We start from the raw sequence: 785 nt of genomic DNA, 5'->3' as shown, positions 1-785 counted from the left end.
GCCCGGATCTGCGGCGCCGGCCGGGGTCGCGAGCGCCAGGCCGGCCGCCACCAGGGCGTTCTCGACCTGGAAGTCGCCGACGAGGGGAAGACGCACCGTGCGCGTCACGTTTCCATGCAGGAGCGTGACGGCCTGGGCGAAGCCCTCGGTCCTCGCTGAGACGAGGCGGATGTCCGTGCCCGACCGTCCGACCGTGCGGACCGGCCGCCCGGCGCCCTCTGCCGCCGCGATCACCCGGTCGGCATAGGCGCCGTCGATGTTGACGATCGCCGGGCAGCCTGCGGGCAGCAACTCCGTGAACAGGCGCAGCTTGGCCGCGAGGTATTCCTCGATGCTAGCGTGGTAATCGAGGTGGTCGCGGCCGAGATTGGTGAAGCCGGCTGCCACGAGACGCACGCCGTCGAGGCGGCGCTGCTCGATCCCGTGGGAGGACGCCTCCATGGCGAGCTCGGTCACGCCCTCCCGGGCGAGGCGCGCCAGGGTCTGGTGCAGCGTCACCGGGTCGGGAGTCGTGAGCGAGCCGTATTCGGCGCCACGGTTGGTGACGATCCCGACGGTGCCGAGGCTCGCGGCGTCACGACCGAGCCGGGCCAGGATCTGGCGCACGAAATCGGCGACCGAGCTTTTTCCAGCCGTGCCGGTGACCGCGACCACGGCCCCGGGCTGCGCTCCGGCGAGCCGGGCTGCGGCGAGGGCCAAGGCCCGGCGGGCATCCGGAACTGCGATCCACGCCACCGCCTCGGGTAGGTCGGCTGGGCGCTCGCCCTCCCCGGCCACCGCGACGG

At 73.2% G+C, this 785-nt stretch carries 1 protein-coding gene; it reads right to left on the bottom strand.

The features are described 5' to 3' along the window. A partial coding sequence (locus FV228_RS31355) for a Mur ligase family protein (RefSeq protein WP_246694110.1) occupies nt 1–785 on the bottom strand: 785 nt, incomplete at both ends.

The organism is Methylobacterium sp. WL18 (assembly GCF_008040015.1).
Taxonomy (GTDB): Bacteria; Pseudomonadota; Alphaproteobacteria; order Rhizobiales; family Beijerinckiaceae; genus Methylobacterium; species Methylobacterium mesophilicum.
The sequence above is the reverse complement of the archived record's forward strand: the minus strand, read 5'-3'. Positions and strand labels throughout refer to the sequence as shown.